Origin of the sequence: Variovorax sp. 160MFSha2.1, assembly GCF_048305075.1 — a bacterium.
Taxonomy (GTDB): Bacteria; Pseudomonadota; Gammaproteobacteria; order Burkholderiales; family Burkholderiaceae_C; genus Variovorax; species Variovorax guangxiensis.
Genome location: NZ_CP157624.1, coordinates 1,911,428 through 1,938,048 on the forward strand (window position 1 = coordinate 1,911,428; position 26,621 = coordinate 1,938,048).

Sequence of the window (26,621 nt, forward strand, 5' to 3'; positions counted from 1 at the left end):
ATGGACAAATTGAACGAGCCCGTTTCCCCGCACCGCCGCCGCATGCTCGGCGCGGCAGGCGCAGCCTTCGCCGGCCTCGCTGCAACTTCTACCCGTGCTGCCGCGCCCGACAACGGCGCTCAGGTCACCGACGCGCCGCAGAGCACCCACACGCAGGACCGCGTGCCCTTCCTCGGCAGGCACCAGGCCGGCATCGTGACGCCGCGCCCGACGGCCGGGATGATCGCGTCGTTCTACGTGCTGGCCGAGAACCGCGCCGACCTGGAGCGCCTGTTCCGCACGCTCACCGAGCGCATCGCCTTCCTCACGCAGGGCGGTCCGCAGACGGACCCCGACCCCAGGCTGCCGCCGGCGGGCTCGGGCATCCTCGGGCCGGTGGTTCAGCCCGATGCGCTGACCGTGACCGTGTCGGTCGGCGCGTCGCTCTTCGACGAGCGCTTCGGCCTCGCGAAGAAGAAGCCGCTGCGGCTGGCGCAGATGCAGCGCCACCCGAACGACGCGCTCGATGCCTCGCTGTGCCACGGCGACCTGTCGATCCAGTTCTGCGCCAACACGGCCGACACCAACATCCACGCGCTGCGCGACATTATCAAGAACACGCCCGACCTGCTGGTGCTGCACTGGAAGCAGGAAGGCACCGTGCCGCCGATTCCGGCCGTGCCCGGCAAGCCGGCCGAGAGCGCGCGCAACTTCCTCGGCTTCAGGGACGGCTCGGCCAACCCCGATTCGGCCGACGGCGCTCTCATGGACCGCATCGTCTGGGTGCAGCCCGGCAGCGACGAACCGGCCTGGGCCGCGGGCGGCAGCTACCAGGCGGTGCGCATCATCCGCAACTTCGTGGAGCGCTGGGACCGCACGCCGCTGCAGGAGCAGGAGGCCATCATGGGCCGCCTGAAGCCCACCGGCGCGCCGATGGACGGCGGCAAGACCGAGCACGACGTGCCCGACTACACCAAGGACCCCGAAGGCAAGGCCACGCCGATGGACGCGCACATCCGCCTGGCGAACCCGCGCACCAAGGCCACGGACAAGAACCTGATGCTGCGCCGGCCCTTCAACTACTCGAACGGCGTCACCAAGTCGGGCCAGCTCGAGATGGGGCTGCTGTTCATCTGCTACCAGGCCAACCTCGAGAACGGCTTCATCGCCGTGCAGAAGCGCCTCGACGGCGAGCCGCTCGAGGAATACATCAAGCCCATCGGCGGCGGTTTCTTCTTCACGCTGCCGGGCGTGCGGGACGAGCGCGACTGGCTGGGGCGCTCGCTGATGTCCGCCTGAAGGCCGGGCTGCCAGAGGCCCGCAAGATTTTCATCACTGCCCAGAACAAGGAGATCCATGACCGTGCAGTTCCGCCGCCACTTCCTCACCACTCTCGTCGCAGGCTTCGCCGTGCTTCATGTCGCCGGCGCGCAGGCCGCCGTGTCGCCGCTCGAACTGGTCGGCCCGATCTCCGACTACAAGATCTACGTCGCCGAGAACGTGCGCAAGCTGGCGGCGGACACGCGCGCCTTCACCGCCGCGGTGAAGGCCGGCGACGTCGAGAAGGCGAAGAAGCTCTATGCACCCACGCGCACCAGCTACGAGCGCATCGAGCCGGTGGCCGAGCTCTTCAACGATCTCGACAAGGCGATCGATTCGCGCGCCGACGACCACGAGAAGGCCGAGAAGGACCCGGACTTCGGCGGCTTCCACCGCATCGAACACGGCCTGTGGGTGCACAAGAGCACCAAGGGGCTCAACCCCGTGGCCGACAAGCTGCTGGCCGACGTGCTCGAACTGCAGAAGCGCCTGGCCGCGCTCACCTTCCCGCCCGAGAAAGTGGTGGGCGGCGCCGCCGTGCTGATGGAGGAGGTGGCGGCCACCAAGATCTCGGGGGAGGAAAACCGCTACAGCCACACCGACCTGTGGGACTTCCAGTCGAACTTCGAGGGCGCCTACAAGATCGTCGAACTGCTGCGCCCGCTGGTCGTGAAGGAGAACAAGGCCTTCTCGGACAAGGCCGAGGCCAACTTCAAGGTGGTTTTCGACACGCTGGCCAAGTACCGCACGGCCGACGGCGGCTTCGAAACCTATTCGAAGCTCAGCGAGCGCGACCGCAAGCTGCTGGCCGGGCGGGTCAACACGCTGGCCGAAGATCTCTCCAAACTGCGCGGCATGCTGGGGCTGAACTAGGCTCGCCCCCAGTCTTCGCGCACTTCGTGTCGCTTCGCCAACCCCCTTCCGGGGGCAACACCAGCGGCCCGGCAAAGCCGGTTCCGCGGTGTTTCTGGCCCTGCAGCCCGCATTTCTGAGGGGTTGGTCAGGTTTTCGCGAGTGAGAATTGCTAGCATCTGGGTTTTGCTTACAGATGCGCCCGATATTCAGGGCGCCTCCGCTCCCACCGTGCGAACCAACGATTTCGGCGCGGCGCCGACCACCGCCGTCGCCCTGCGCCTCGACCAGCTTCCCAACAACCAGTGGGCCACCGTGCTCGACGTGGCGCGCCCCGAGAGCGCCGACGACCGCGAACTCGTCCTGCGCCTGACCGAAATCGGCTTCGTGCCGGGCGAGGCGGTGCGCATCGTCGCCAGCGGCATCCCGGGACGCGAGCCGCTGGCCGTGCGCCTGGGGCACACCACCTTCGCGCTGCGCCGCCACGAGGCCGCGCTGATCCACGTCACGCCGGGAGCCGCCAACCATGGTTGAAGCCGTCATCCAGGGGCCGGGCCGCCTCGCGCCTACCGCACAGCCGGGCCGTATCGCGCTGCTGGGCAATCCCAACTGCGGCAAGACCGCGCTGTTCAACCTGCTCACCGGCAGCCGCCAGAAGGTCGCCAACTACGCGGGCGTGACCGTCGAGCGCAAGGAGGGCACGCTGCGCACGCCCTCGGGCCGCCGTGTCTTCGTGCTCGACCTGCCGGGCGCCTACAGCCTGAACGCGCTGAGCGCCGACGAAGCGGTCACCCGCGACATCGTCACCGGCCAGAGCAAGGAAGCGCTGCCCGACCTGCTGGTGTGCGTCACCGACGCCACCAACCTGCGCCTGAACCTGCGGCTGGTGCTCGAAGCCAGGCGCCTCGGCCTGCCGATGGTGGTGGCGCTCAACATGACCGACATGGCGAAGAAGCAGGGCATCGCGGTCGACACGGCCGTGCTCGCGCGCGAACTCGGCGTGCCGGTCATCGAGACCGTCGGCGTGCACACCGGCGGCGCGCAGGGCCTGCTCGAAGCCCTCGACACCCCCGTGGCCGCTGCCACGCCCCAGCCCTGGAAGGCACCGGGCCTGGACGACGTGCTGGCCACGCAGCGCGAGGTGCGCCGCATCCTCGGCCTCGCGGTGAAGGAGCCGGTCGGCAGCCTCGCCACCAGCGACCGCATCGACCGCGTGGTGCTGCACCCCGTGTGGGGCATGCTGGTGCTGGCCGTGACCATGTTCCTGATGTTCCAGGCGGTGTTCAGCTGGGCCAACGTGCCCATGGACGCCATCAAGGCCGGTACCGAAGGGCTGGGCAACCTGCTGAAGACCTACATGCCCGAGGGCATGCTGCAGAGCCTGCTGGTCGACGGCGTGATCGCGGGCGTGGGCGGCGTCATCGTCTTCCTGCCGCAGATCCTGATTCTTTTCCTCTTCATCCTCGCGCTGGAAGACTCGGGCTACCTGCCGCGCGCGGCCTTCCTGCTCGACCGCGTGATGGGCACCGTGGGGCTGTCGGGCCGCTCGTTCATTCCGCTGCTGTCGAGCTTCGCCTGCGCCATTCCGGGCGTGATGGCCACGCGCACCATCAGCAACTGGCGCGACCGCATCACGACGATCATGATCGCGCCCCTGATGACCTGCTCGGCGCGGCTGCCCGTGTATGCGCTGCTCATCGCGGCCTTCATCCCGGCGCGTACCGTGGGCGGCATCTTCAACCTGCAGGGTGTGGTGCTGTTCGCGCTGTACGTGTTCGGCATCGTCTCGGCGATGGCCGTGGCCTGGGTCATGAAGCGCTTCCGCGACAGCACGCAGCACTCGCCGCTGCTCATGGAGCTGCCGGCCTACCGCTGGCCCAACCTGCGCAACCTGGCGCTGGGCCTGTACGAGCGCGCATGGATCTTCATCCAGCGCGTGGGCACGATCATCCTGACGCTGACGATCCTGCTGTGGTTCCTCTCGACCTTCCCGTCGCCGCCCGAAGGCGCGACCGGCCCGGCCATCCAGTACAGCCTGGCCGGCATGATCGGCCGCGGCCTGGAGCACATCTTCGCGCCCATCGGTTTCAACTGGCAGATATCGATCGCGCTGGTGCCGGGCATGGCGGCGCGCGAAGTGGCCGTGGGCGCGCTGGGCACGGTGTATGCGCTCTCGGCCACGGGCGACGACGTGGCGGGCGCGCTGGAGCCGCTGATCGCCGGCAGCTGGACGCTGGCCACCGCGCTGTCGCTGCTGGTGTGGTACGTGTTCGCGCCGCAGTGCATCTCGACGCTGGCGGCCGTGAAGCGCGAGACCGGTTCGTGGAAGTACGTCTGGATCATGGCGGGCTATCTCTTCGCGCTGGCCTACATGGCCTGCTTCGTGACCTACCACGTTGCGGTGGCACTCGGGGCGGGGTAAAACCGCCTCTGACGCTGAAAGGTTTGAAGAAGAAATGGCACAGCAACTGATCGTCGGATTGATCGTCGCGGCCGCCGCGTTCTACGCGGTCTGGCGCTGGATGCCCGCAGGGTGGCGCCGTGGCGCTGCCCAGAAGCTCGCGGCCGGCACGCAGCGCGCGGGCTTGATCGACGAAGAACGCGCCAGGGAACTCGCCGCCTCGCTCGCCAAGACGTCGGGCTGCGGCTCCTGCGACACCTGCGGGAGCTGCGCTCCCAAGACCCCCCTCAAGCAACCGCAAGCCGACCAGGCCATCAGTCCCAGCCCGTCCACGCACGCCCGCTGAGACCGATGCCCGCGCACATCCTCGTCGCCGGGGGCGGCATCGGGGGGCTGGCCACTGCGCTGGCGCTCGCCCAGGGCCGGCACCGGGCCGACGTGTTCGAACAGGCTGCCGCCTTCGGCGAGATCGGTGCCGGCGTGCAGCTGGGTCCCAATGCCACACGTCGGCTCCAGAAGCTCGACCTCGGCGCCGGCCTCGCCGCCATTGCGGCGCGGCCGGAGGCGCTGGTGGTCCACAGCGCCGGAAGCGGCGCCGAACTCGCCCGCATGCCGCTGGGCGACGCCATGCAGCAGCGCTACGGCGCCCCCTACTTCTGCGTTCACCGCGCCGATCTGCACGGCCTGCTGCTCGAGGCCGTGCGCACGCGCGGCACCGGCACGCTCGTGACCGGTGCCCAGATCCGGCAGGTCGAGACCAGCGACGACCTCGTCTGCCTTTCGAGCACCGACGCGCGCGCCTGGGAGGGCGAGGCGGTGGTCGGCGCCGACGGCCTCTGGAGCATGGTGCGGCGGCAGCTCGACAGCCCCAGCGCCGCGCAGCCGCCGCGCGTCACCGGTCACACGGCCTGGCGCGCGCTGGTCGAGCAGTCGGCCTTGCCGGCTGAATTGCGGCGCGGCCGCGTCGATGTCTGGCTCGGCCCACGCCTGCATGCGGTGGCGTATCCGGTGCGCGGCGGCGAATGGCTCAATGTGGTCGTGATCGCCGAATCCGCCCCGGCCGGCGACGCGCGCGACTGGGACCAGTCCACCAGCATCACCGCGCTGAAGCAGGCCATGGGCCGCAGCTGCGCCAGCCTGCAATCCCTGCTCGATGCCATGCCCGGCTGGCGCGCATGGTCGCTGGGCGATCGCGCGCCGATGACGGGCCCTGCCGACATGGCGCACGAACGCGTCGCGCTGGTGGGCGACGCGGCGCACCCCATGGTGCCGTACCTCGCGCAGGGCGCAGGCATGGCCATCGAGGACGCGGTGGCGCTCGCCGATGCACTTGCCGATGGCGATGCGGCCGACGTGCCCGCCGCCTTCGCCCGCTACGCCCAGACGCGCTGGGCTCGCAACGCGCAGGTGCAGGCGCGCGCACGCCGCAACGGCGAGATCTTCCACGCCACCGGCCCGGTGCGGCTGGGCCGCGACATGGCGATGCGCATGCTCGGCGCGAAGCTGCTCGACCAGCCCTGGCTGTACGGCGGCTGAGCAGAGGCTGGGAGAGGAGGAACCTTCAGAGCCTGAAGGTCTGTAGATGCTCGATGCGCTCGGCCAGCCCTTCCTGTCCGAGATAGTGGCCGTACTTGCCGCCCTGCATCTTCGCGAGCGCGGTCTCCAGTTCGAGCAGCATCGCGTCGCGCTCCGCGACGAAGGCAGGCGGCACGTCGATGCCCGCCTTCGCGCAGGCATCCGCGATCAGGTGCGCGCTCGCCGGCGCACCGCAGGCCGCGCACTTGACGATGGCCGCGACGTTGGGCTCGGCGCCGTTGTCCAGCAACGCGCTTGTGAGCTCGGGCGAGATCTGCCCGTCGATGTTGCGCAGCGCATCGGCTGCCACCGGAGCACCCGCGCGCACCAGCGCCGAGGCGGCGGCGAAGGCGCCCTGGCCCACGGCGACGTCGGTGGCCAGCGCGCTGCCCTGTTGCGGCCCGTCGAAGGCCACGCCCGCCGCGGCCAGTTCGGCGACCAGCCGGGCGTCGTCCGTTCCGATCGCATGGCGCAGGGCCACGCGCGCCAGCTGCGGCTTGTGGCGCAGCGTGCCTTCGGCCAGCGGCGTGCGCCAGTCGACGACGGCGCGGCAGTAGAAGGTCACCAGCTTGTCCATCAGGTCGAAGTCCAGACCGTGCTCCTCGTGCCTGTCGTCGAGATAGGCGAGCAGCGTCTGGCCCGAGAAGTAGTCGCTGGTGGGCGCGAGCGGGTCTTCGTCCAGGCGCAGCGCCGCGAAGGCGCCGCGCAGGTCCGGTGCGATGGTGTTCACGCTGTCCTCGTGCAGCGCGTGCGTCCAGGCGGGCGGCAGGCCCTTCTTCCAGGCGACGATCTGCCCGTGCGCCGCGCCGGGCTCGACCACCGCGTAGATGCGGTCGGTGTACTCGAAGCCGCCGAAGGGCAGGTGCGTGAGCTTGCCGCCCCAGGGCGTGCCGCCTTCCTCGGCGGCCTCGCGGGCCAGTTCCTGCTCGTGCCCGATCCAGCCCTGCAGGTCGTCGTAGCCGTCGCTGCCGTTCCAGAAGAGCTCGCTCCAGCTGATGCCTTCGAGGTTGCCGTTCATCTCCAGCGAAAGGTCGTAGTCGAGGCGCCCGCCGGCGGTCTCCCGCCAGAGCGCGACCAGCGCTTCGGGAAGAGGGCCCGAGCAAAGTGCCTGCACCGCGTCGATTTCCTCCTGCGGCATCGGCGGCTGCGCCTCGAAGATCACGCGATCGGCGAAGAGCACGATGCCGTGCTCGCGCAGGGTGGCCAGCTCGTCGGGTGTGAACCGGATGTCGTTCATGTCGGCGCCTCCATCGTTTTCAAAAATGTAGCGCTTTGAGCTCGCGGGGCAATCCGGGCCACCCCAGCTTCATGAGGGCGTTTGCGGCGGGTGAGCAGCGTGCCGGTGCTTCACCCGCCGCGCGCAGGCTACAGGTCCGTGCGCAGCTTCCAGATTTCGGGGAACAGCACCACGTCGAGCATCTTGCGCAGGTAGCTCACGCCGCCGGTGCCGCCGGTGCCGCGCTTGAAGCCGATCACGCGCTCCACTGTCGTCACGTGGCGGAAGCGCCAGAGGCGGAAGGCGTCTTCCAGGTCGGTGAGCTTCTCGCCGAGCTGGTAGAGGTCCCAGTGGTCGTGCGGGTTGCGGTAGACCGTGAGCCAGGCGGCCTCCACGCCGTCGCTGGGTTCGTAGGGCTGGGTCCAGTCGCGCTCCAGCCGGTCGGCGGGCACGGGCAGGCCGTGGCGCGCGAGCAGGCGCAGCGACTCGTCGTACAGCGACGGCGCTCGGTAGGCGGCATCGACCTGTGCCAGCAGGTCGGCGCGGTGCGCGTGCGGCTTGAGCATGGCGGCGTTCTTGTTGCCGAGCGCGAACTCGATGCAGCGGTACTGTGCGCTCTGGAAGCCGCTGGAATTGGCGAGATAGGGGCGCATCGCCGTGTACTCGGGCGGCGTCATGGTCGAGAGAACGGTCCATGCGTTGACCAGCTGTTCCATGATGCGGCTCACGCGCGCCAGCATCTTGAAGGCGTCGGGCAGCTTCTCTTCGGAAATGCAGGCGATGGCGGCGTGCAGCTCGTGCAGCATCAGCTTCATCCAGAGTTCGCTGGTCTGGTGCTGCACGATGAACAGCAGCTCGTCGTGCGCGGGCGACAGGGGATGCTGCGCGCTGAGGATCTCGTCGAGGTGCAGGTAGTCGCCGTAGCTCATGGACTTGCTGAAGTCCAGCTGGGCTTTCTCTTCGTGGACGATGCTCTCGGTCGTTGTCTTTTCGGTGCTCATGATGCTTGCTGGCAGGTGGTCATCGCCAGACCACGGCGGTGTAGGAGGGCAGGCCCATGCCGGTATTTTTCTTCGGATAGACTAAGCGCACGACTTCGTTGCCGCGCTTGAACTCCTGGTAGGTCTCGCCGCCGGGAATGCGGCCTTTCTCGCCGGGCTTGTAGCCGGTGTCGCGCGCTTCCTTCACGAGGCGCTCGAAGGCGGCCTTGTCGGTGAGGGTGAGCTGTATGCCGTCTTCCCCGCTGCGGCTGGCCACGTAGGTGGACTTCATCAGGCGCGTGGTCTGGCCGTCGACGAACTTCTCGTACTCGATCATGCTGACCTGATCGGTCACGGTCTTGTCGGCATACGAGAAGCCTTGGCTCTTGACCTGCGCGCGGAAGGCGTCGGGCGCCTGCTCGGCGAAGGCCTTGAGCTGCGGCAGCGTGAAGGCCGGCTGCTGTGCGAAGGCGGGCACCGCCAGCATCAGCAGCGCGGCCGAAAGGGTGAGCAGTCGATGTTTCATGGTCGGGCGCAACTCAGGTCACCGCGTTCTTGCGATTGAACTCGGGGCGCTGCCACTCGCCGGTCTCGAGTACCTGCACGAGGTGCTCGACCGAGTTCCACACATCCTCGAAGCCGATGTACAGCGGCGTGAAGCCGAAGCGCAGGATGTCGGGCATCTGCGAGTCGCCGGCGCGGTAGTCGCCGATCACGCCGCGCGCGATCAAGGCTTGCACGATGGCGTAGGCGCCTTCCTCACGACTGAGGCACACCTGCGAGCCGCGTTGCGCGTGCTCGCGCGGCGTGACCAGCGAGAGGCCCTGGCCGGCGCAGCGCTCCTCGACCAGCCTGATGAACATGTCGGTGAGCGCGAGCGACTTGGCGCGCAGCGCGGACATCGCACCGAAGTCACCGTTGAAGGACTCGGCCGCGAGCACCGTGTCGAGGCCACATTCGAGCCCGGCCAGCGCGATGATCGGCTGCGTGCCGCACAGATAGCGGCCCACGCCTGGGGCAGGGCGGTAGTGCGGCGTGAACTCGAAGGGCGCCGCGTGACCCCACCAGCCGGACAGCGGCTGCTCGAACTGGCCCGCGTGCTTCGTATGCACCCAGGCGAAGGCCGGCGCGCCGGGGCCGCCGTTGAGGTACTTGTAGCCGCAGCCGATGGCGTAGTCGGCATTGCTGTCGTTCAAGGCCACGGGCACGGCGCCCGCGCTGTGCGCGAGGTCCCATACCGTGAGCGCGCCCACGGCATGCGCGGCGGCGGTGACGGCCTTCATGTCGTGCATGGCGCCGGTGCGGTAGTTGACGTGCGTGAGCATCAGCACGGCCACGTCCTCTGTCAGTACGCCGGGCAATTCGCTCGCCTCGATCAGCTTCAGCGTGAAGCCGCGCTCGCGGCACAGCGATTCGGCGATGTAGAGGTCGGTCGGGAAGTTGCTGCGCTCGCTGATCACCAGCTTGCGGCCGCTGTCCTTCTGCTGCGAGAGCGCCGCGAACAGCACCTTGTAGAGGTTGACCGAGGTGCTGTCGGTGCACACCACCTCGCCGGGCGCGGCGCCGATCAGGCGGGCCACCTTGTCGCCCAGGCGCTGCGGCAGGTCAAACCAGCTCGCGGTGTTCCACGAGCGGATGAGGCCTTCGCCCCATTCCTGGGTCACCACTTCGGCGATGCGCGCCGGTGCGGCCTTGGGCATCACGCCGAGCGAGTTGCCGTCGAGGTACAGCACGCCCTCGGGAATGGTGAATTGGTCGCGCAGGGCGCGCAGCGGGTCTTGCGCGTCTAGCGCGCGGCAATCTGCAAGAGTCGTCATGGTGGAGGTTTCAGCGAGGGAGTTCGCGCAGCACGGCGCGAACGGGGGAGGCATCGGCGCTCACCAGCTTGAGCGGCAGCGCGATGAGTTCGTAGTCGCCTTCGGGCACGTCGTCGAGCACGAGGTTCTCGAGCACGCGCAGGTCGAGGCGGCGGATGCGTTGGTGGCTTTCCAGCGTCTTGCTGTCGGCCGGGTCGATGCTGGCGGTGTCGATGCCGATGAGCTTCACGCCCATGGCGGCGAGGCGCTCGACTGTGGCGGGAGCATAGGCCGCGAGTTGCGGGTCCCAGCGGCCGACCGGCATGGTCGTGTAGGTGCGCACCAGCACGCGCGGGGGCAGGGTGCTGTCGACGGCGTGGGCAATGTGGTCCCACTCGACCAGCGGCCCCTTGTCGATCGCGTGAATCACGCGGCAGGGGCCGAGGAAGGGCGTGAGGTCGACGTCGCCGATGCTCTGGCCTTCGGGGTCGTAGTGCAGCGGTGCGTCGGCATGGGCGCCGACATGGGGCGAGAGCTTGATCTCGCTGACGTTGACCGGGCAGCCCGGCGAGATGGTCGCGGCCCAGCGCTGCTGGTAGGGCGTGTCGCCGGGAAAGACCGGCGCGCCTTCATGCACGGGCGGCGAGATGTCCCAGATGCGGGAGCGGGGTTGCAGTGAACGCATGGCGCGAAGTTAGCGCCGGGCGAGGGGTCGTGGTGTCGGTTATTTCCAACACCAGGCGTGACGAGTTGAAGCCGGAGCGCGATCAGTGCAACGAAGACAGCGGTGCAAGTCCATGCCGGGCCCGCGCTCGCTCGCAGGCATCGCTGCCGGCCTCCAGCTCGTGGCAAGGATTGGGGCGCCACTCGTAGATGCCGCAGCCCACCGACTGGCCGATCTTGCCGGTGAGCGCGGCACAGCGCGGCGACGCATGGTCGGTGCCGCGCATGCGGCAGATGGCGTCGTTCACCTCGACGGCGAGGCCCGAGGGCACCTTGCCGCCGTTGTCGTCGAGTTCATGCACGCTGAAGTCGACGCGGTAGCTGGCGCAGCAGGCGCCGCATTGCTGGCAGGAGTTCATGGTTGCAGGGCCGCGTCATGCACGCGCCGCAGGAGCCGGCGGCGGATGAGCCCGCTCGCGGGACGGATCAGCAGCCAATAGAGGTTGAATCTGCGCCGCGACGCCTCGTCGCCGCACCAGATGCGCGTGCGGGTGGTGAGGCGCGTGCCCTGGCCCTCGGGCCGGGCGGTGAAGTTGAGCACCAGCTTGGCAAGGCTGGTGGCGTCGAGCGCGGCGAAGGCGGATGCATCTGCGAGCGGAACCAGCCCGTAGTCGGACTGCCAGAAGCGGCCCGCGAGGCCGAAGGCCAGTTCACGATCGCCATCGCGGCCCAGCGGCGTGAATTCAGCCAGGCTGAAGGCCGGGCGGTGCTGCAGGTTCGATGCGAAACCGAGCCGGCCGGCGAGCCGGTTCGGCAGTTCGCGCAGCGCGATCAGCTGGCGGGCGACCGGGTCGTCGACCACCTCGGGGCGGCTCGCGATGTCGAGAACGCGGCCGGGCGCGGCCGGCACGTGGAGGCTGTGCTCCTCCGCGAACTGGTATCGCGGCAGGTAGCGGTTCATCAGTTCCATGCGCGGCGCCTCGCGGATCGGAAAAGGTCGTCTGCCGGATCAGAGCCTGCCCAGCAGCAGGAACTCCATCAGCGCCTTCTGGGCGTGCAGGCGGTTCTCCGCCTCGTCCCACACCACCGACTGCGGCCCGTCGATGACCTCGGCCTGCACTTCCTCGCCGCGGTGGGCGGGCAGGCAGTGCATAAAGAGGGCGTCGGGCTGGGCCGCGCGCATCATTTCCTCGTCGACGCACCAGTCGGCAAAGGCCTTGCGGCGGGCCTCGTTCTCGGCCTCGTAGCCCATGCTCGTCCAGACGTCGGTGGTGACGAGGTCGGCGCCGCGGCAGGCTTCCATCGGGTCCTTGAAGACCTTGTAGCTGTCGCCCGAGCGGATGCCGGCGATCGACTGGTCGACCTCGTAGCCGCTGGGCGTGCTCACGTGCACCGTGAAGCCCAGAATTTCGGCCGCCTGCAGCCAGGTGTTGGCCATGTTGTTGCCGTCGCCGACCCACGCCACCGTCTTGCCCTTCAGGCAGGAAAGTGCGTCGCCTCCGGCACCGCGTGACCCGCGGTGTTCGATGTACGTGAAGATGTCCGCCAGGATCTGGCAGGGGTGGAACTCGTTGGTCAGGCCGTTGATGACGGGCACGCGCGAGTGCGCCGCGAAGGCGTCGATCTTGGTCTGCTCGTAGGTGCGGATCATCACCAGGTCGACCATGCGGCTGATGACCTTGGCGCTGTCCTCGATGGGCTCGGCGCGGCCGAGCTGGCTGTCGCCGGTGGTCAGGTGCACCACGCTGCCGCCCAGCTGGTACATGCCGGCCTCGAAGCTCACGCGGGTGCGCGTGCTGGCCTTCTCGAAGATCATGGCCAGCGTGCGGTCGACCAGCGGCTGGTGCTTCTCGTAGGTCTTGAACTTCTTCTTGATGATCGCCATGCGATCGAAGAGGTAGGCGTATTCGTCGGCCGTGAAGTCCGAGAACTGCAGGTAGTGCCGGATGGCTGCGGGCGCGGTCGTCGTCATTGGGCTGCAGGCTCCGAGAGGAAGTTTTTGACGATGGGCGCGAGGATCGCGACGATCTCGTCGGCCTCGGCGATGCTCAGGATGAGCGGCGGCACGAGGCGGATCACCTTGTCGGCCGTCACGCTCAGCAGCAGGCCGGCGTCGCAGGCGCGGTTGAGGATCACGCCGCAGGGACGGTCGAGCTCGATGCCGATCATCAGGCCCTGGCCGCGGATCTCCTTCACGCCGGGCAGGCCGCCGAGCTCGCGCTCCAGCGCCGCCTTCAGGTGGGCGCCCACGGTGGCGGCGTTCTCGAGCAGGTTCTGCTCTTCCATGATGCGGATGGTCTCGACGCCGGCGCGCATGGCCAGCGGGTTGCCGCCGAAGGTGGTGCCGTGGTTGCCCGGGCCGAAGATGTTGGCGGCCTTGGGGCCGGCCACCACTGCGCCGATCGGCACGCCCGAGCCCAGGCCCTTGGCCAGCGGCATCACGTCGGGCTTGATGCCCGCCCACTGGTGGGCGAACCACTTGCCGGTGCGGCCCATGCCGCACTGCACTTCGTCGATCATCATGAGCCAGTCGCGCTCGTCGCACAGCTGGCGCACCTGCTTGAGGTATTCCCAGCGCATCGGGTTGATGCCGCCTTCGCCCTGGATGGTTTCGAAGAACACGGCGACCACGTTCGGGTTGCCTTCGGTCGCCTTCTTCAGCGCATCGATGTCGTTCAGCGGCACGCGGATGAAGCCCTCGACCAGCGGGCCGAAGCCGGCCTGCACCTTGGGATTGCCGGTGGCCGAGAGGGTGGCGATGCTGCGGCCGTGGAAGGCGGCTTCGTAGACGACGATCTCGGGGCGCTCGATGCCCTTGTCGTGGCCGAACTTGCGCGCCAGCTTCAGGGCGGCTTCGTTGGCTTCGAGGCCGGTACAGCAGAAGAAGGCGTTGGTCAGGCCCGAGAGCTCGGTCAGCTTGGTGGCGAGCTGTTCCTGGCCGGGCACGTGGTAGTAGTTGGAGCTGTGGATCAGCTTGGTCAGCTGGTCCTGCAGGGCTGGCACCAGCTCGGGGTGGTTGTGGCCCAGCGTGTTCACCGCGATGCCGCCGAGGCCGTCGAGGTAGGCCTTGCCCGCGGTGTCCCAGACTCGGCAACCCTGACCGTGCGACAGTGCGATCGGCAGGCGACCGTAGGTGTTCATGACGTGGGGCGAGGTGGGCTGGGCGGTAGCGCTCATTCGGGTTCTCCAGATAGGGAAGGCGGATTCTAGGCGCGTGGTTTGACGGCTTCGTTGAGGATTGCGCATCACAGCAATGCCCCATGTTCAGGATGCAAAAAGGGGCGCGGATAGAATCGCTTGTTGCACCGCAGCACCTGCTTCGGTCGCTTCATTCAACGATGATTTCCCCCACAGCCAAAGAAATCTTCATCCAGGGCATCACCAAGGATGGCCGGACCTTCCGCCCGAGCGATTGGGCCGAGCGTCTGGCCGGTGTCATGTGCTCTTTCCGACCCGGTGGCGCCTACCCGGGCAGCCATCTGAGCTATTCGCCCTGGTGCATTCCGACGACCATCAACGGCGTGAAATGCGTGGTCGTGAACCGCGCGCTGCGCGATGCCGAGCCGATGGCCTGGGACTTCTGCGTGAACTTCGCAAGGGACAACGATCTTCAGGTGGCCGAAGCCTGCCTGGTGCCCGACGCACCGATCCCCCCCAAAAAGGCCTGACAAGGCCTTTTTCTTTGCCCGTAATCCGGGTTCGCCAGGAACTGCAAACCGATCGGGCATGAAAAAACCGCCCGAAGGCGGTTTTTCACTTTGCTGCAGCGCACCCCGATCAAACGGCGGACCGGAGGATTCCGGTCCGGGCTTGCCTGACAGGTGTCAGGCGGCGGCCTTTGCAGGCGCGAGGGCGAGGGCCTTGACCTTGGCCGACAGGCGGCTCTTGTCGCGGGCTGCCTTGTTCTTGTGGAAGATGCCCTTGTCGGCGATCGCGTCGACGATGCTCTGGGCCTTCGCGAACAGCTCGCTTGCCTTGGTCTTGTCGCCAGCCAGAACAGCCTTTTCGACGTTCTTGACAGCGGTACGGTACTTGGAACGCAGCGAGGTGTTCGCAGCGTTCAGCTTGGTGTCCTGGCGGACGCGCTTACGGCCGGAGGCGAGGCGCGGGTTCTTTTTCTTGGGCTTGGCGGATGCCATGATTTATGTCCTTAGGTGTCTGAGGATGATGCAGCAAAGCCCTCCATTATAGGCCGGGTTGGCTTTTCCGCCGAATCCGGGCGTTTCGGGGCTCCGGCGGGGCCTAAACTCGGCCCCCGTGTCCCTGCTCAAATCCGCCTCCACCGTCTCCCTGCTGACCCTCGCCTCGCGGATCACGGGCCTCGTGCGCGACGTGCTCTTCGCCTCGGTTTTCGGCGTCAGCGCGCTCACCGACGCCTTCAACGTCGCATTCCGCATCCCCAACCTGTTCCGCCGGGTCTTCGGCGAGGGCGCCTTCAGCCAGGCCTTCGTGCCGGTGCTGGCCGCCCGCAAGACCGAAGCGGGGGACGAGGGCGCCCGCCAGCTCATCGACCACGTCGCCACGCTGCTGACCTGGACGCTGGTGATCGTGTGCGTGGCCGGCGTGGTCGGCGCGCCGCTGCTGGTCTGGGCCATGGCCAGCGGGCTGCCGGGCTTCGAGGCGGCCGTGGTCATGACGCGGTGGATGTTCCCGTACATCGGCTTCATGTCGCTGGTGGCGCTGGCGGGCGGCATTCTCAACACCTGGCGCAAGTTCGCGGTGCCGGCGGCGTCGCCGGTGCTGCTGAACGTGGCGCTGATTTTGTCGATTCTGGTCGGGGCGCCGCTTTTCAGGCACTGGGGCATCGAGCCGATCTACGCCCAGTGCGTGGGCGTCATGGCCGGCGGCGTGCTGCAGTTGGCGCTGCAGATTCCGGCCCTGCGCAAGCTCGGGCTGCTGCCGCGCCTGGGCCTGAGCCTGCGGGTCCTGCGCACCGCTTGGACCGACCCGAACACGCGCAAGGTGCTCAAGCTGATGCTGCCCGCGCTGCTGGGCGTGAGCGTGGCGCAGATCTCGCTGCTCATCAACACGCAGATCGCCTCCCACCTCGCGGTGGGCAGCGTCACCTGGATCACCAACGCCGACCGGCTGATGGAATTCCCCACCGCCATGCTCGGCGTGGCGCTCGGCGTGGTGCTGATGCCGCAGCTGGCCGGCGCCCGTGCCGCGAAGGACGACGCGCGCTACTCCTCGCTGCTCGACTGGGGCCTGCGCCTCGTAGTGCTGCTGTCCGCGCCGTGCGCCATCGCCTTGCTGCTCTTCGCGAAGCCGCTGGTGGCCGTGCTCTTCCACAACGGCGCCTACTCGGGCGAGGACGTGGGCCGCACCACCCTGGCTCTGATGGGCTACGGCGTCGGCCTCGTCGGCATCGTGGCGGTGAAGGTGCTCGCGCCGGGCTACTACGCCAAGCACGACACGCGCACGCCCATGCTCATCGCCGTGGGCGTGCTGGTGCTGACGCAGATCCTTAACGTCTTCCTGGTGCCGGTGCTGCAGCACGCGGCGCTCACGCTGACCATCGCCATCGGCGCGCTGGTGAATTCGGCCTGGCTGCTGGTGGGCCTGATCCGCCGCGGCAGCTACAAGCCCGAGCCGGGCTGGGGCCGGTTCGCGCTGCAGGTCGTCGCGGGCACGGCGGTGCTCGCGGGCCTGCTGGTCTGGGGTTCGGCGCATTTCGACTGGGTCGCCCTGCGCGAGCAGCGCCTGCTGCGCATCGGCCTTCTGGCCGCGCTGATCGCCGGCTCGGCGCTGCTGTATTTCGGCGTACTGGCGGCGGTCGGCGTGCGGCTGCGAAGCTTCATCCGCCGCTGACGAACCCTCTTCCTTCACGCGCACCGCGGAACCTGCTTTGCAGGGCCGCAGGAGCGGCCTCCTGAAAGGGGTTGGCGGCCACACGAAGTGGGCAAGCCTGGGGGTGAACCAAGTAGTCCCTGCCTTGACGCTCCCCGGATGCTCCTCTACAAAGCCACATGACGTTCAGCTTTCAGGTTCCAACCGCCCTGGAGTATTTCGAGTCGCTGGTCCGCAGCGACGAACAGTTTCCGCTGCTCGAAGCCGCCGCCAGCCTGGCGCAGGACGAATACCCCGATCTCGACGTGCAGCAGGTGCTGGGCGACGTCGACCAGCTTCTGGCCCGCCTGCGCCGCCGCCTGCCGGCCGACGCCGCGCCGCTGGCCCGTTTGCGTGCCCTCAACCAGTTCTTCTTCAACGACCTGAACTTCGGCGGCAACGTCAACGATTACTACGACCCCGACAACAGCTACCTGAACGCCGTGCTGCGCACCCGCCGCGGCATCCCGATCTCGCTGGCCGTGCTGTGGATGGAGCTTGCGCAGGGGCTTGGCCTGCAGGCACGGGGCATCGGCTTTCCCGGCCATTTCATGCTCAAGGTGACACTGCCGAAGGGGCAGGTGGTGATCGACCCGTTCACCGGCAAGTCGCTGTCGCGCGAGGAACTCGGCGAGCGGCTTGAGCCCTACAAGCGCAGCAACGGTCTGGTCGGCGACTTCGACGTGCCGCTGGGCCTCTACCTGCAGCCCGCCAGCTCGCGCGAGATCATCGCCCGCATGCTGCGCAACCTGAAGGAAGTGCACCATGCGCAGGAAGACTGGCAGCGCGTCATCGCTGTGCAGGACCGCCTGATCGCGCTGCTGCCCAGCGCCTGGGGCGAGTACCGCGACCGCGGCATCGCGCATGCGGAGCAGGGCAACACGGCATCGGCCGTGCGCGACCTCGAAACCTACCTGGCGAAGGCCGAGGACGCACTGGACATCGACGCGATCGCCGAGCGCGTCGCCGCGCTGCGCCGCATGGCGAGCTGAAGAAATGACCACCCAGGCCGGCGTCAGCCCGGCGCCCGACCTGGGCACCCTGCATGAATTCCACGGCGTGCAGCCCGTGCTGCCGGTGTCGGACGTCACGCGCGCCGCGCGCTGGTTCCGCGACGTGCTGGGCTTCGAGCTCGACTTCATCGCCGGCGAGCCGCCCAGCTACGCCCGGGTGAAGAAGGGCGACCGCAGCTATGGCGACCCGGTCTACCTGCGCCTCTGGCAGTGCAACGCGCGCGAGGCCAAACCCTGGCGCGGCGAGATCGTGATCCACGTCGGCAAGGACATCGATGGGCTGCATGCCGCCTACGTGAAGCGCGGCGTGACGGTCATCGAGCCGCCCACCTCCCAGCCCTGGGGGCTGCGCGAATTCGCGATCCGCGAACCCGACGGCCATGTGCTGCGCTTCTGCGGCTATCTGCCCTGAAACCTCAATTTTCGAAACACAAAATTACAAATAGATCGATGCAATCGTGTCGATCTGGCTTCCGCTCGTCCGACGTGTGAACAGGAGCAGGCAGATTCCCAGCCGCTTCACCACCATCAACCTTCAGGAGAAACGACATGCGATTCATGATTCTCGTCAAGGCCAACGCCGATTCCGAGGCCGGCGTGATGCCCAGCACCGAAATCCTCACCGCCATGGGCAAGTTCAACGAGGAACTGGTCAAGGCCGGCGTGCTGCTGGCGGGCGAGGGCCTGCACCCCAGTTCCAAGGGCGTGCGCGTGCGCTGCGAGGGCCCCACCAAGCGCACCGTCATCGACGGCCCCTTCGCCGAAACCAAGGAGCTGCTGGCCGGCTTCTGGCTGTTCCAGTGCAAGTCGAAGGAGGAGGCCATCGAGTGGATCAAGCGCAGCCCCTTCCAGGAAGGCGAGATCGAGATCCGCCAGGTGTTCGAGGCCACCGACTTCGGCGATGCCATGACGCCCGAGCTGCTCGCCCAGGAAGACCGCCTGCGCGCCGAGACCGAGGCCCGCACCAAGGCCGGCGGCTGACACGGCCGCTAGCGCAACCCAACCGAACCGAAGGAGACGCACCATGCGATTCATGCTGCTGATGATTCCCCACGGCTACGAGACCGCAGCGCCCGGCACCATCCCCGACGACGTCGAGGCGGTGTCGGCCATGATGGCCTACAACGAGTCGCTGCAGAAGGCCGGCGTGCTGGTCAGCTGCGACGGCCTGCACCCGCCCTCGATGGGCGCGCGCGTGAGCTTCAAGAACCGCAAGCCCAAGGTCGTCGACGGCCCCTTCGCCGAGGCGAAGGAAGTGCTGGGCGGTTTCTGGATCATCGACGTGCCCTCGCGCACCGCCGCTATCGAATGGGCCAGCCGCTGCCCCGGCGGCGACAACGAAGTCATCGAGGTGCGCCAGATCCAGGAGATGGAAGACTTCCCGGCCGACGTGCAGGCGGTGGCCAGCGAATTCACGTCGATGCAGACGGTGAAGAAGACCGGCGCATGAGCCAGGCCGGGGGGCGCGCGGGCCACGCGGACAGCGCCGCCATCCACCGCACCATCGAGGCGGTATGGCGCATCGAGTCCGCGAAGATCATCGCCACCGTCGCGCGCATGGTGCGCGACGTGGGGCTGGCCGAAGAGCTGGCCCAGGACGCGCTGGTCTCGGCCCTGGAGCAATGGAGCGAATCGGGCGTGCCCGACAACCCCGCCGCCTGGCTCACGGCCGTGGCCAAGCGCCGCGCCCTCGACCGCCTGCGCCACCTGCAGCTGGCCGAGCACAAGTCCGGCGAGATCGGCCGCGAGCTCGACGCGCAGCACGAGATGGCGCAGGACGACTTCGCCGACGCGGTCGATGCTGCGCTGGACGACGACATCGGCGACGACCTGCTGCGGCTGGTGTTCACCGCCTGCCACCCGGTGCTGTCGACCGAGGCGCGGGTGGCGCTCACGCTGCGGGTAATGGGCGGCCTCACCACCGACGAGATCGCGCGCGCCTTCCTCGTGCCCGAGGCCACCGTGGCACAGCGCATCGTGCGCGCCAAGCGCACCCTGGCCGAGGCGCGCGTGCCCTTCGAGGTGCCGCGCCGGCACGAACTCGAGGCGCGGCTGGCCTCGGTGCTGGAGGTGATCTACCTGGTCTTCAACGAGGGCTACTCGGCCACCGCCGGCGACGACTGGATGCGCCCCACGCTGTGCGAGGAGGCGCTGCGCCTGGGCCGCATCGTGGCCGAGCTGGTGCCGAAGGAATCCGAAGTGCACGGACTGGTGGCGCTGATGGAAATCCAGGCCTCGCGCACCGCCGCGCGCATGGGACCCTCGGGCGAGCCCGTGCTGCTGCTGGAGCAGAACCGCGCGCGCTGGGACCAGATGCTGATTCGCCGCGGCCTCGCGGCACTGGCGCGTGCCGAGTCGCTGGGCGGCGCGCTCGGCCCCTATGCGCTGCAGGCCGCCATCGCCGCCTGCCACGGCCGCGCGCGCACCGCCAACGAAACCGACTGGGGGCGCATCGCCGCGCTCTACGACGCGCTGGCTGAGCTCACGCCGTCGCCCATCGTCGAGCTCAACCGTGCTGTCGCGCTGTCGATGGCCTTCGGCCCGGCGGCCGGGCTGGAGGTGGTCGACGCGCTGCTGGACGAGCCCGCGCTCAAGGGCTACCACCTGCTGCCGACCGTGCGCGGCGACCTGCTCTTCAAGCTCGGCCGCCACGACGAGGCGCGCCGGGAGTTCGACCGCGCCGCGACGCTCACGCGCAACACCCGCGAGCGTGCTCTGCTGCTGGCCCGCGCCCGGGCCTGTACATCCGCCGCGAACTGAACGACGAACTGAACGGCACCTGAACCCGTTCCGGGCCGCGCCGGAGCAGAATGCGCACCCATGCTGCGTGCCCCCTCCTTCCAGCGCCTGTGCGCTTTCGGCCTCGTTTTGTTGCCGGCCGTCACGGCCCAGGCGCAATTCGATCCTTCCAAGTCATGGGTCGAGCCGCCGGCCATCGCCGCGCGCTTTCCCGATCCGCCGGTGAGCTACGCCACGCCGGGCTTTCGCGAAGGGCGCACCGACTTTCCCTCGCATGCCGAGGTGCTGGCTTTCCTGAACGATCTCGCGCGCCAGTCGCCGAACGTGCGCGTCGAGCGCATCGGCGTGTCGCAGCAGGGGCGCGAGATGCCGCTGGTGGTGCTGGCCGATCAGGGCCGCGTCGATCCCGCGCGCCCGACAGTGATGGTCATCGGCCAGCAGCACGGCAACGAGCCGGCCGGCGGCGAGGCGGTGCTTGCGCTGGCACAGCAGTTCGCCAGCGAGCCGGGCTCGGCGCTGCTGAAGAAGGTCAACCTGGTTCTAGTGCCGCGCGGCAATCCCGACGGCGCCGAGCGCTTCACCCGCGTCACCGCCAACGGCATCGACGTGAACCGCGACCACCTGCTGCTGCGCACACCCGAGGCGCGCGTGCTCGCCGCGGCCACCTTGCGCTACGCGCCGCAGGTGGTGCTCGACCTGCACGAGTTCACCGTCGGCGGCCGCTGGATCGACAAGTTCGGCGCCGTCATGAAGTACGACGGCCTGCTGCAGCCCGCCACCGTGGGCAACCTCGACGCAGCCATCGCCGCGAGCGCGCAGCGCGACTACGTCGACGCCATCCAGGCCGCCTTCGCGCGCGCGGGCCTGCAGGGCTTCAAGCACCACACCACTTCCGGCGGCAAGGCGGACGACCGCACCGTGTCGATGGGCGGCGTGCAGCCCGACACCGGCCGCAACGTGAGCGCGCTGCACCAGGCCGTGAGCCTGCTGCTCGAGGTGCGCGGCGTGGGGCTGGGCCGCGCGCATTTCGCGCGCCGCGTACATACGCAGGTGCTGGCGGCCACCACCGTGATCGAAACGGCGGCGCGGCAGGGGCCGGCGTTGATGCAGCTCACCGCCCAGGCCGGCCAGCGCGCGAAGGCCCAAGCCTGCCAGGGCGACATGGTGGTCGAGGCCTGGCAGGCGCCGACGCGGCAGCGCCTCGACTTCCTCGATGCCAGGACCGGCGAGGACAAGGCCGTCGACGTCGACTGGCGCGCCGCCGAGCCGCTGAAGATCGTCAATGCGCGCCCGCGCCCCTGCGGCTACCTGCTCGCTTCGAGCGAGACTGTGGCCGTGCAGCGTCTGCAGATGCTGGGCGTGCGCGTGGAGCGCATCGACAGCGCGGCGCCGTGGTCGGTGGAACGCTACGAAATCCTTTCGCAGACCGACGGCCAGCGGCAGGACGCGCGCGGCGCCATCGAGGATGGCGAGGCGATCCGCGCCTTCCGCGTGCGGCTGCGCCATGGCCGTGCGGTGGTGCAGCCGGGCAGCTTCTACGTGTCGCTGGCACAGCCGCTGTCGCCGCTGGTCAGCGCGGCGCTGGAGCCCGATTCGCAGAACAGCTATGCCGCCAACCGGCTGCTGGAGATCGGCGACGACAGGCTGCTGCGAGTGCCGGGGCCGGCTCCTGCGGGTGTCTGGCACTGAGCGGTGTCAGGCGCGGGAAGACGGGCCCGCTTCCGAAGGCGAACCCGGCAGCCCGAACTGGTGCCACGCGCGGCGCAGCTGCGTGTCGGAGCCGAAGCCCGACTGCTCCGCCGCCCGCGTCACGCTGGCACCCGAGGCCAGCGCCAGTTGGGCCGTCGCGAGCCGCAGCCGCCGCAGGTAGGCCAGCGGCGCCACGCCCGCATGCTCGACGAAGAGCCGTGTGAGGTGCCGCGCCGACGTATGCGCCACCTCGGCCATGCGCGGCACGTTCCAGTCGGCCTGTGGTTGCTCGCTCACGGCGTCCTGCACGCGGTGCAGCGCGGCGTGCAGATGGTTGCGATGGGCGAGGAAGGGCGAGAGTTCCGGATCGTGCGGCCCCCGGCGCAGCGGCATCACCATCGACTGCGCGACCTGCGCCGCGAGCGCCTCGCCGCACAACTCGCCGATGCGATGCAGGATCAGGTCGATGCCGGTGGTCACGCCCGCGCTGCTGTAGAGCGGCGGATCGATCACGAACACCCGGTTGCTCACCACCTCGCAGCGCGGCTCCACCTCGCGCAGCTCGCCCAGGTGATGGTGGTGCGTGGTGGCGCGCCGGCCCGCCAGTGCCCCGGCGTGCGCCGCCAGCACTGCGCCGGCGCACACCGTCACCAGCTCCAGCCGGCCGCGCTCGAAGCGCAGGCCGCGCAGCCAGTGCAGCAGATCCTGCGTCTCAGGGTTGTCGATGGCGATGGCGTCGCCGGGCAGGCCCACCAGCACGACCCAGCCGGGGCCGTCCCAGGCCGTGGGCAGCGGCGAGAGCCCGGCCAGAGCCACGCCCACCGAGCCCATGGCCGTCGGCCGCGGGCTGGCGAATTCGATGGCGAAGCGCTCGGCCCGCCCCGCCGCGCGCAGCCGCTGATTGGCGATGCGCAGCGCCTCCGCCGGCCCGGCCCAGTCGAGCACGAGGCTGCCGGGCAGAAGGACGAAGACTACGCGGATTGGGGCGGGCTCGGGTTGCTGCGGTTCCATTCGTAGTCCATCTGGCGCGCGGTGCGCTCGGCGAGTTCGAGCCCGGCCAGCCGTTCGACGAGGTGCAGGCTCATGTCGATGCCGGCGCTGATGCCCGCCGAAGTGACGATGCGGCCGTTGTCGACCCAGCGCACGTCCTCGCGCACGTCGAGCGAGGGGAAGCGCTCGCGCAGCTCGGCGATGTCTTCCCAGTGGGTGGTGACGGCGTCGTTCGTGACCACGCCGCTGGCGGCAAGCAGGAAGACGCCGGTGCAGACGGACGCGACGATCTTCGCTTCGGCGGCGGCGCGGGCGATCCAGCGCAGCGTCTCGGGGCTGGCCATCGGCACGTCGACCACGCCGCCGGGGACGATCAGCACGTCGGCTGGCGGGCTGTCGGCCAGTGCGTGGTTTGCCAGCAATTGAAGTCCGGCGCGGGCCTGCACAGGCTGGCCGGCGGCGGCGAGCGCTACCGAGGCGACCTCGAACGGTGCCGCCGAGCCCAGCCGCATCCGCTGGCTGACCCGGCTCGCGGTGGTGAACACCTCGAAGGGGCCGGCGAAGTCCAGCGCTTCCACACCGTCGAAGGCGAGGATCAGCACGCGCAGGCTGGCGCTGTCGCTCATGCCACTGCCCGTTCCAGCGCCTGCGCCACGGTGCAGACGGTGGCGAACCGGCCATGCAGCACGGCGGCCGTGCGGGCCTTGATGTCGGTGGCGGCCAGCGGGCTGCCGTCGGGATGCTTCATGTCGAAGGTGAGGGTGGCGTCGGTCACGTAGTCCACCTCCCAGCCCAGGTCGGAGGCGTGGCGCGTGGTGGTCTCGCAGCATTGCTCGGTGCGGATGCCGCTCACGATCAGCCGGCCGATGCCGTTCTGCGTGAGCCACACGTCCAGTCCGCTGTTCACCAGCGCGCTGTGGCGGTGCTTGGTGAAGGTGGCGGCCGCGTCGAAGGCGGCCAGCCCGACGATGGGGTGCACATGGCCCGATTCGACCGCGAAGGGGTTGCTGGCGTCGCGGGGCTCGTCGGTGTGGAAGATGCGCACGATGGGCAGGCCCGCGGCGGCGGCGCCTTCGATCAGCGCGTTCTGCGCCGCGAAGTAGGGCGCGGCCTGGCTTTCGTTCCAGTAGGCGCGCTGGCGGAACGACTCCTGGGCGTCGATCACTATCAGACAGGTTTTCATGGCGGGGCTCGCGGGCGGGAGCGGAGTGGATGATGCCGCTCATTCTTGCGGCGCGCCAGCTTCCGGTCCGCTCGGCGCCGGACCGGAATCGATCAGATCAGGACATCGGCGAGGCGCAAGCCCGTCAGACCAGCGAAGCCGCCTGCAGCTCTTTCTTCAGATAGGCGTAGTACAGCGGCGCCGCCACCAGCCCCGCGGGGCCGAAGACGGCCTCGGCCACGAACATCACCGCCAGCAGCTCCCACACGCTCATCTGCGTGCGCGCACCCACCACCTTGGCGTTGATGACGTACTCGGCCTTGTGGATCACGATCAGGAAAATCAGGCAGGCCGCGGCCGTGACCGGCGATACCGACAGCCCCACCAGCGTGATCACCGAGTTGCAGACCAGGTTGCCCACGATCGGCACCAGGCCGGCCAGGAAGGTGAGGGTGATGAGCGCCGGCGTGTAGGGCAGGTGCGCGTCCCACAGCGGCATGACGAAGAGCAGGAAGATGGCCGTCAGCAGCGTGTTGAAGGCCGCGATCCAGAACTGGGCCGCCACGATCTGGGCGAAGGCCTCGCCGAAAGTCTGCACGCGCCGGTGCAGCTGTTCGGCCAGCGGCAGGCGCCGCAGCGGCGCGTGGGCCACGGCGGCCAGGCTGCCGATGATCAGGCCCACGTACGAGAAAAGGATGCCGTGCAGCCACGCGCGCCCGGCCACGGCCAGCGAGCCGGCCTGCGCGCGCAGGTAGTTGGCGATCACGCGCTGCACCTCGGCCGCGCCCTCGGGCAGGTAGACGGCGATCTCCACCGGCAGCTTGGAGCGCAGCTCCAGCACGGTGCGCGCCGTGTAGTCGAGCAGCTCGCGGTACTGGTCGGGCGCATCGACGATGTATTCGCGGGCCTGCGACAGCCCCAGCGTGATCAGCGCGATGGGCGCCAGCAGCACCACCGTGACGGCCACCACGCCGGCCCAGCCCTGGGCGCTGCCGGGCCGCCTGGCCAGCGCCGGGATGCGCCCCAGCCCCGAGGCGAGCAGGCGCGCGAACCAGCGCGTGACGAGAAAGCCGATGCAAACGCACAGCAGCCCCGGCAGCAGGTGCTCCCACATCACCAGCATCAGGGCGCCCAGCATCAGCAGGTAGCTGGCGATGGTCACGCCGCGCGGGGCCGCGGGGCGGATGGTGGAGGACGCCGATGAGGCGATGGGGGAGGGCTGCGGCTTGTTGGCCATCCGGTGCGGGTGCGTGCTCTGTTCTTCGAAAAAAGTGGACGCAGCGGCCGGCGGTCAGCCGACGACCACGGCCGCGCCTTCGCCGCGCTCGGCGATCACGCCGATCTCGTGCACCGTCTCGCCGGCGGCGCGCAGCGTGGCGGCGCACGCGGCCGCTTCGGCGGCGTCGATGACCACCACCATGCCGATGCCGTTGTTGAAGGTGCGGTTCATCTCGATGTCGTCGATGCCGGCCACCTTCTGCAGCCACGCGAACAGCTCGGTCTGCGGCCAGCTGCCCTTCTTCAGGTGGGCGGCCGTGCCTTCGGGCAGCACGCGCGGGATGTTCTCGAGCAGGCCGCCGCCGGTGATGTGGGCCAGCGCCTTGATCGGGTGCTTGCCCAGCGCCTCGAGCACCGGCTTCACGTAGAGGTGGGTGGGCTCCATCACGGCTTCGCGGAAGGGCTTGCCGTCGAGGGTGGCGGGCAGGTCGCTGCCGGCGCGTTCGATCACCTTGCGCACCAGGCTGAAGCCGTTGGAGTGCACGCCGGCCGAGGCCAGGCCCAGCACCACGTCGCCGGGCTTGACGTTCTGGCCCGTGAGGATCTTCGACTTCTCGACCGCACCGACCGCGAAGCCCGCCAGGTCGTATTCGCCGGCCGGGTACATGCCGGGCATTTCGGCCGTCTCGCCGCCGATGAGCGCGCAGCCCGAGAGCTCGCAGCCGCGGGCGATGCCGCCGACGACCGCAGCGGCCGTGTCCACGTCGAGCTTGCCGCAGGCGAAGTAGTCGAGGAAGAAGAGGGGCTCGGCGCCCTGCACCAGCACGTCGTTGACGCTCATGGCCACGAGGTCGATGCCGACCGTGTCGTGCATGTTCCATTCGAAGGCCAGCTTGAGCTTGGTGCCCACGCCGTCGGTGCCGCTCACGAGCACCGGCTCCTTGTAGCGCTTGGGCACCTCGAACAGGGCACCGAAGCCGCCGATGCCGGCCAGCACGCCTTCGCGCAGGGTTTTCTTCGCGAGCGGCTTGATGCGGTCGACCAGGGCGTCGCCTGCATCGATGTCGACGCCGGCGTCCTTGTAGCTGAGCGGGGTGGGCGTGGAGGAGGTCATGGGTGGTCGGTGTCGGGAAGGACGCGAAAGGACGTGAAGGGTGGGGCGGAAGGGGCGCCGGCAACCATGGTGGCCGGGCCGATAG

The 26,621-nt window shown here is 69.1% G+C and carries 29 protein-coding genes; 14 read left to right on the top strand and 15 right to left on the bottom strand.

Going from position 1 to position 26,621, the window contains the following annotated elements:
• From efeB to ABL838_RS08340, 6 genes are all read left to right on the top strand, one after another.
• Positions 1-1,278, top strand: a complete 1,278-nt coding sequence (gene efeB / locus ABL838_RS08315; RefSeq protein WP_418125020.1) for an iron uptake transporter deferrochelatase/peroxidase subunit — start codon at positions 1-3, stop codon at positions 1,276-1,278.
• Between the two features lie 57 nt (positions 1,279-1,335).
• Positions 1,336-2,172, top strand: coding sequence for an iron uptake system protein EfeO (gene efeO, locus ABL838_RS08320; RefSeq protein WP_418125021.1), 837 nt, complete (start codon positions 1,336-1,338; stop codon positions 2,170-2,172).
• Between the two features lie 210 nt (positions 2,173-2,382).
• Positions 2,383-2,685 carry a FeoA family protein gene (locus tag ABL838_RS08325; protein ID WP_126022700.1) on the top strand — a complete coding sequence of 101 codons (303 nt, stop codon included), beginning with the start codon at positions 2,383-2,385 and terminating at the stop codon, positions 2,683-2,685.
• The gene (gene feoB, locus ABL838_RS08330) at positions 2,678-4,573 is read left to right on the top strand and encodes a ferrous iron transporter B (RefSeq protein WP_418125022.1); all 1,896 of its coding nucleotides are present in this window, start codon (positions 2,678-2,680) and stop codon (positions 4,571-4,573) included. Before ABL838_RS08325 ends, feoB begins: the two co-directional genes overlap by 8 nt.
• 34 nt (positions 4,574-4,607) lie before the next feature.
• A complete protein-coding gene (locus ABL838_RS08335) occupies positions 4,608-4,898 on the top strand; it encodes a DUF6587 family protein (protein WP_418125023.1) in 291 nt (96 codons plus the stop codon).
• Between the two features lie 5 nt (positions 4,899-4,903).
• Entirely contained in the window at positions 4,904-6,088 is a 1,185-nt protein-coding gene (locus tag ABL838_RS08340; protein ID WP_418125024.1) for an FAD-dependent monooxygenase, read from the top strand.
• Positions 6,089-6,113: 25 nt separating this feature from the next.
• Here ABL838_RS08340 and ABL838_RS08345 read toward each other — a convergent pair whose 3' ends face one another.
• The 9 genes from ABL838_RS08345 to ABL838_RS08385 all read right to left on the bottom strand — a co-directional run bounded on the left by ABL838_RS08345 (position 6,114) and on the right by ABL838_RS08385 (position 13,959).
• Positions 6,114-7,364: an SMI1/KNR4 family protein gene (locus ABL838_RS08345; protein ID WP_418125025.1), complete on the bottom strand. Its 1,251-nt coding sequence runs from the start codon at positions 7,362-7,364 to the stop codon at positions 6,114-6,116.
• 128 nt (positions 7,365-7,492) lie between these two features.
• Positions 7,493-8,344, bottom strand: a complete 852-nt coding sequence (gene kynA / locus ABL838_RS08350; protein ID WP_418125026.1) for a tryptophan 2,3-dioxygenase — start codon at positions 8,342-8,344, stop codon at positions 7,493-7,495.
• A gap of 19 nt (positions 8,345-8,363) precedes the next feature.
• Positions 8,364-8,849, bottom strand: coding sequence for a hypothetical protein (locus tag ABL838_RS08355; protein WP_418125027.1), 486 nt, complete (start codon positions 8,847-8,849; stop codon positions 8,364-8,366).
• Positions 8,850-8,862: 13 nt separating this feature from the next.
• Entirely contained in the window at positions 8,863-10,140 is a 1,278-nt protein-coding gene (gene kynU / locus ABL838_RS08360; RefSeq protein ID WP_418125028.1) for a kynureninase, read from the bottom strand.
• A gap of 10 nt (positions 10,141-10,150) precedes the next feature.
• Positions 10,151-10,804, bottom strand: coding sequence for an arylformamidase (gene kynB / locus ABL838_RS08365; RefSeq protein ID WP_418125029.1), 654 nt, complete (start codon positions 10,802-10,804; stop codon positions 10,151-10,153).
• 82 nt (positions 10,805-10,886) lie between these two features.
• Positions 10,887-11,201 carry a YkgJ family cysteine cluster protein gene (locus tag ABL838_RS08370; protein WP_418125030.1) on the bottom strand — a complete coding sequence of 105 codons (315 nt, stop codon included), beginning with the start codon at positions 11,199-11,201 and terminating at the stop codon, positions 10,887-10,889.
• Positions 11,198-11,752, bottom strand: coding sequence for a hypothetical protein (locus ABL838_RS08375; protein WP_295984552.1), 555 nt, complete (start codon positions 11,750-11,752; stop codon positions 11,198-11,200). The genes ABL838_RS08370 and ABL838_RS08375 overlap by 4 nt, the downstream gene beginning before the upstream one ends.
• Positions 11,753-11,791: 39 nt before the next feature.
• Entirely contained in the window at positions 11,792-12,754 is a 963-nt protein-coding gene (gene argF, locus ABL838_RS08380; protein WP_126022716.1) for an ornithine carbamoyltransferase, read from the bottom strand.
• Positions 12,751-13,959, bottom strand: coding sequence for an aspartate aminotransferase family protein (locus tag ABL838_RS08385; protein ID WP_418125031.1), 1,209 nt, complete (start codon positions 13,957-13,959; stop codon positions 12,751-12,753). The genes argF and ABL838_RS08385 overlap by 4 nt, the downstream gene beginning before the upstream one ends.
• Before the next feature lie 161 nt (positions 13,960-14,120).
• Here ABL838_RS08385 and ABL838_RS08390 point away from each other — a divergent pair, with 161 nt between their 5' ends.
• Positions 14,121-14,450 carry a DUF3579 domain-containing protein gene (locus ABL838_RS08390; RefSeq protein ID WP_093124243.1) on the top strand — a complete coding sequence of 110 codons (330 nt, stop codon included), beginning with the start codon at positions 14,121-14,123 and terminating at the stop codon, positions 14,448-14,450.
• Between the two features lie 156 nt (positions 14,451-14,606).
• Here the strand turns inward: ABL838_RS08390 and rpsT are convergent, their stop codons facing one another.
• Complete coding sequence (gene rpsT / locus ABL838_RS08395) at positions 14,607-14,921, bottom strand: 30S ribosomal protein S20 (RefSeq protein WP_019654625.1); 315 nt, start codon at positions 14,919-14,921, stop codon at positions 14,607-14,609.
• Positions 14,922-15,039: 118 nt separating this feature from the next.
• Here rpsT and murJ point away from each other — a divergent pair, with 118 nt between their 5' ends.
• The 7 genes from murJ to ABL838_RS08430 all read left to right on the top strand — a co-directional run bounded on the left by murJ (position 15,040) and on the right by ABL838_RS08430 (position 22,052).
• Positions 15,040-16,593, top strand: coding sequence for a murein biosynthesis integral membrane protein MurJ (murJ, locus tag ABL838_RS08400; RefSeq protein ID WP_418125032.1), 1,554 nt, complete (start codon positions 15,040-15,042; stop codon positions 16,591-16,593).
• 158 nt (positions 16,594-16,751) lie between these two features.
• Positions 16,752-17,603, top strand: coding sequence for a SirB1 family protein (locus ABL838_RS08405; RefSeq protein ID WP_418125033.1), 852 nt, complete (start codon positions 16,752-16,754; stop codon positions 17,601-17,603).
• A 4-nt stretch (positions 17,604-17,607) separates the two neighbouring features.
• Positions 17,608-18,036 carry a bleomycin resistance protein gene (locus ABL838_RS08410; protein WP_418125034.1) on the top strand — a complete coding sequence of 143 codons (429 nt, stop codon included), beginning with the start codon at positions 17,608-17,610 and terminating at the stop codon, positions 18,034-18,036.
• Positions 18,037-18,173: 137 nt separating this feature from the next.
• Positions 18,174-18,605, top strand: coding sequence for a YciI family protein (locus ABL838_RS08415; RefSeq protein WP_418125035.1), 432 nt, complete (start codon positions 18,174-18,176; stop codon positions 18,603-18,605).
• Positions 18,606-18,648: 43 nt separating this feature from the next.
• Entirely contained in the window at positions 18,649-19,074 is a 426-nt protein-coding gene (locus ABL838_RS08420) for a YciI family protein (protein WP_418125036.1), read from the top strand.
• Positions 19,071-20,384 (top strand): RNA polymerase sigma factor, encoded by a 1,314-nt coding sequence (locus ABL838_RS08425; RefSeq protein WP_418125037.1) that lies wholly within the window; start codon positions 19,071-19,073, stop codon positions 20,382-20,384. Before ABL838_RS08420 ends, ABL838_RS08425 begins: the two co-directional genes overlap by 4 nt.
• 60 nt (positions 20,385-20,444) lie before the next feature.
• Entirely contained in the window at positions 20,445-22,052 is a 1,608-nt protein-coding gene (locus tag ABL838_RS08430; protein ID WP_418125038.1) for a M14 family zinc carboxypeptidase, read from the top strand.
• Positions 22,053-22,058: 6 nt separating this feature from the next.
• On the opposite strand, the gene ABL838_RS08435 is transcribed toward ABL838_RS08430, so the two are convergent.
• The 5 genes from ABL838_RS08435 to purM all read right to left on the bottom strand — a co-directional run bounded on the left by ABL838_RS08435 (position 22,059) and on the right by purM (position 26,536).
• Positions 22,059-23,063 carry a GlxA family transcriptional regulator gene (locus tag ABL838_RS08435; protein WP_126022724.1) on the bottom strand — a complete coding sequence of 335 codons (1,005 nt, stop codon included), beginning with the start codon at positions 23,061-23,063 and terminating at the stop codon, positions 22,059-22,061.
• On the bottom strand, positions 23,024-23,668 hold the full coding sequence (locus ABL838_RS08440; RefSeq protein ID WP_418125039.1) for a DJ-1/PfpI family protein: 645 nt from the start codon (positions 23,666-23,668) through the stop codon (positions 23,024-23,026). Before ABL838_RS08440 ends, ABL838_RS08435 begins: the two co-directional genes overlap by 40 nt.
• Positions 23,665-24,225: a cysteine hydrolase family protein gene (locus ABL838_RS08445; RefSeq protein WP_184635622.1), complete on the bottom strand. Its 561-nt coding sequence runs from the start codon at positions 24,223-24,225 to the stop codon at positions 23,665-23,667. The genes ABL838_RS08440 and ABL838_RS08445 overlap by 4 nt, the downstream gene beginning before the upstream one ends.
• Before the next feature lie 124 nt (positions 24,226-24,349).
• A complete protein-coding gene (locus ABL838_RS08450) occupies positions 24,350-25,441 on the bottom strand; it encodes an AI-2E family transporter (protein ID WP_126022727.1) in 1,092 nt (363 codons plus the stop codon).
• Positions 25,442-25,495: 54 nt separating this feature from the next.
• Positions 25,496-26,536 (bottom strand): phosphoribosylformylglycinamidine cyclo-ligase, encoded by a 1,041-nt coding sequence (purM, locus tag ABL838_RS08455; RefSeq protein WP_184635624.1) that lies wholly within the window; start codon positions 26,534-26,536, stop codon positions 25,496-25,498.
• Positions 26,537-26,621 lie beyond the last annotated feature (85 nt).

Excerpts from the sequence above, each read along its gene's own strand:
- ABL838_RS08390 (WP_093124243.1), top strand. The coding sequence starts at position 14,121 with ATGATTTCCCCCACAGCCAAAGAAATCTTCATCCAGGGCATCACCAAG.
- kynB (WP_418125029.1), bottom strand. The coding sequence starts at position 10,804 with ATGCGTTCACTGCAACCCCGCTCCCGCATCTGGGACATCTCGCCGCCC.
- ABL838_RS08385 (WP_418125031.1), bottom strand. The coding sequence starts at position 13,959 with ATGAGCGCTACCGCCCAGCCCACCTCGCCCCACGTCATGAACACCTAC.
- ABL838_RS08440 (WP_418125039.1), bottom strand. The coding sequence starts at position 23,668 with ATGAGCGACAGCGCCAGCCTGCGCGTGCTGATCCTCGCCTTCGACGGT.
- efeO (WP_418125021.1), top strand. The coding sequence starts at position 1,336 with ATGACCGTGCAGTTCCGCCGCCACTTCCTCACCACTCTCGTCGCAGGC.
- feoB (WP_418125022.1), top strand. The coding sequence starts at position 2,678 with ATGGTTGAAGCCGTCATCCAGGGGCCGGGCCGCCTCGCGCCTACCGCA.
- ABL838_RS08370 (WP_418125030.1), bottom strand. The coding sequence starts at position 11,201 with ATGAACTCCTGCCAGCAATGCGGCGCCTGCTGCGCCAGCTACCGCGTC.
- ABL838_RS08420 (WP_418125036.1), top strand. The coding sequence starts at position 18,649 with ATGCGATTCATGCTGCTGATGATTCCCCACGGCTACGAGACCGCAGCG.
- ABL838_RS08355 (WP_418125027.1), bottom strand. The coding sequence starts at position 8,849 with ATGAAACATCGACTGCTCACCCTTTCGGCCGCGCTGCTGATGCTGGCG.
- ABL838_RS08335 (WP_418125023.1), top strand. The coding sequence starts at position 4,608 with ATGGCACAGCAACTGATCGTCGGATTGATCGTCGCGGCCGCCGCGTTC.
- ABL838_RS08435 (WP_126022724.1), bottom strand. The coding sequence starts at position 23,063 with ATGGAACCGCAGCAACCCGAGCCCGCCCCAATCCGCGTAGTCTTCGTC.
- ABL838_RS08445 (WP_184635622.1), bottom strand. The coding sequence starts at position 24,225 with ATGAAAACCTGTCTGATAGTGATCGACGCCCAGGAGTCGTTCCGCCAG.
- ABL838_RS08415 (WP_418125035.1), top strand. The coding sequence starts at position 18,174 with ATGCGATTCATGATTCTCGTCAAGGCCAACGCCGATTCCGAGGCCGGC.
- ABL838_RS08340 (WP_418125024.1), top strand. The coding sequence starts at position 4,904 with ATGCCCGCGCACATCCTCGTCGCCGGGGGCGGCATCGGGGGGCTGGCC.
- ABL838_RS08345 (WP_418125025.1), bottom strand. The coding sequence starts at position 7,364 with ATGAACGACATCCGGTTCACACCCGACGAGCTGGCCACCCTGCGCGAG.
- rpsT (WP_019654625.1), bottom strand. The coding sequence starts at position 14,921 with ATGGCATCCGCCAAGCCCAAGAAAAAGAACCCGCGCCTCGCCTCCGGC.
- kynA (WP_418125026.1), bottom strand. The coding sequence starts at position 8,344 with ATGAGCACCGAAAAGACAACGACCGAGAGCATCGTCCACGAAGAGAAA.
- kynU (WP_418125028.1), bottom strand. The coding sequence starts at position 10,140 with ATGACGACTCTTGCAGATTGCCGCGCGCTAGACGCGCAAGACCCGCTG.
- purM (WP_184635624.1), bottom strand. The coding sequence starts at position 26,536 with ATGACCTCCTCCACGCCCACCCCGCTCAGCTACAAGGACGCCGGCGTC.
- ABL838_RS08430 (WP_418125038.1), top strand. The coding sequence starts at position 20,445 with ATGCTGCGTGCCCCCTCCTTCCAGCGCCTGTGCGCTTTCGGCCTCGTT.
- ABL838_RS08410 (WP_418125034.1), top strand. The coding sequence starts at position 17,608 with ATGACCACCCAGGCCGGCGTCAGCCCGGCGCCCGACCTGGGCACCCTG.
- ABL838_RS08375 (WP_295984552.1), bottom strand. The coding sequence starts at position 11,752 with ATGGAACTGATGAACCGCTACCTGCCGCGATACCAGTTCGCGGAGGAG.
- ABL838_RS08405 (WP_418125033.1), top strand. The coding sequence starts at position 16,752 with ATGACGTTCAGCTTTCAGGTTCCAACCGCCCTGGAGTATTTCGAGTCG.
- ABL838_RS08450 (WP_126022727.1), bottom strand. The coding sequence starts at position 25,441 with ATGGCCAACAAGCCGCAGCCCTCCCCCATCGCCTCATCGGCGTCCTCC.
- ABL838_RS08425 (WP_418125037.1), top strand. The coding sequence starts at position 19,071 with ATGAGCCAGGCCGGGGGGCGCGCGGGCCACGCGGACAGCGCCGCCATC.
- argF (WP_126022716.1), bottom strand. The coding sequence starts at position 12,754 with ATGACGACGACCGCGCCCGCAGCCATCCGGCACTACCTGCAGTTCTCG.
- efeB (WP_418125020.1), top strand. The coding sequence starts at position 1 with ATGGACAAATTGAACGAGCCCGTTTCCCCGCACCGCCGCCGCATGCTC.